This is a genomic window from Terasakiella sediminum (assembly GCF_033100395.1).
Taxonomy (GTDB): Bacteria; Pseudomonadota; Alphaproteobacteria; order Rhodospirillales; family Terasakiellaceae; genus Terasakiella.
The window spans coordinates 1-1,290 of record NZ_JAWLVJ010000067.1; the positions used below are offsets into that span (position 1 = coordinate 1).

The 1,290-nt window shown below is 38.5% G+C and carries 1 protein-coding gene; it reads right to left on the minus strand.

Annotation, left to right across the window (positions count from 1 at the left end):
- Positions 1-238: 238 nt before the first annotated feature.
- Positions 239-985: an AAA family ATPase gene (locus tag RYZ26_RS19830; RefSeq protein ID WP_317684995.1), complete on the minus strand. Its 747-nt coding sequence runs from the start codon at positions 983-985 to the stop codon at positions 239-241.
- Positions 986-1,290 lie beyond the last annotated feature (305 nt).

Consider the following 1,290-nt stretch of genomic DNA (forward strand, 5'->3'; position numbering starts at 1 on the left):
TCAAATTACGCATAGACTTCTCCTCATAAAAAGAAGTCTTGAATCACATTCTACGCAATTTGTAAATCCACTTTGTCAACAGGACCTAGATCGAGATGACGTTATTGAATACTATATCTGCAAACATTGTACGGGCATACATGGAGGTGTGAAATCACCCAGTGTGTGTCACTGGTGTTGGGACAAAGGTTTGCGATAAAGTTATAAGACAAGGGAAAAAACAATTTCCCTTGTCTTATTAATCCATGAGTTCTTTCAGAAAACGATCAGGGTTTGCCATGAATGCTTTTGTGATTTGATAGTGTTCTGTTTCTTCGAAAGCAACTTCTCGCAATTCATTGTGGTTAAACTCAATGATCCGGGCGTTTGGATATGAAAGCAGGATGGGAGAATGTGTTGCGATAATTAATTGCACATTACCTGATTGGTGCCACTCATGTAGCAAAGATAGAAAGGACAATTGTCTTGCTGGGGATAGTGCAGTTTCAGGTTCATCCAAAAGATAGATTTGTTTTTTAGTCGTCTCAAAAGCATTTTTGAAAATGACAAGAAATGATTCCCCATGACTTCGTTCGTGCAACCGCTTGCCGTCATACATGCTGAAATTTTGATTTTCGACCGAATCAATATATCGGGCTACGTTGAAGAAGCTCTCAGAACGAAAAAAATATCCTTGGTTCACTTTGGGGAGCCATGATGGGCGTAATGTATTTCTTAAAGCGGATTGAACACCATCATCAGAATTATATAAATGATGCATGTGGCTACCGCCGCTTTTGTGGAAACCACATAGCTCTGCAATAGCTTCCATAATAGTTGATTTCCCAGACCCGTTTTCTCCAACAAAAAAAGTGATTGGCGTTGTGAAATTTAATGAGAAATTTTTGTTGAGAAAATCCAAAGTATCGAAAGGAAATAGCTCATCACTTCTCTTGTTTTCAATTAGAGAGACCGTTTTCAGAAATGGTGCTGTCAGAGACATCATAAAGCCTTAAGTAATTTGTGATGTTTTCACTATGATAGGCTCTGAGGAGATTTTTTTATAGAAAATAGATCGTCTGATTAATTCAGGTTCAAAATGTGCGCTTTTAGTCGTGAAATGTCAGTGATTTTTTTGTTACCCAAAATGTTACCCAAAGCGGAAAATAAAAAGACGCCTCAAGGAGCGTCTTGTGTAACCATCTGATTCCTCTGGGAGAAAATGGTGCCCGGGGGCTGCCAAGGGAAGTCATTGATTAATCAGTGTTTTTCGCAACAACAAGAAGTTATCAATTCCACAGAAGTAACAAA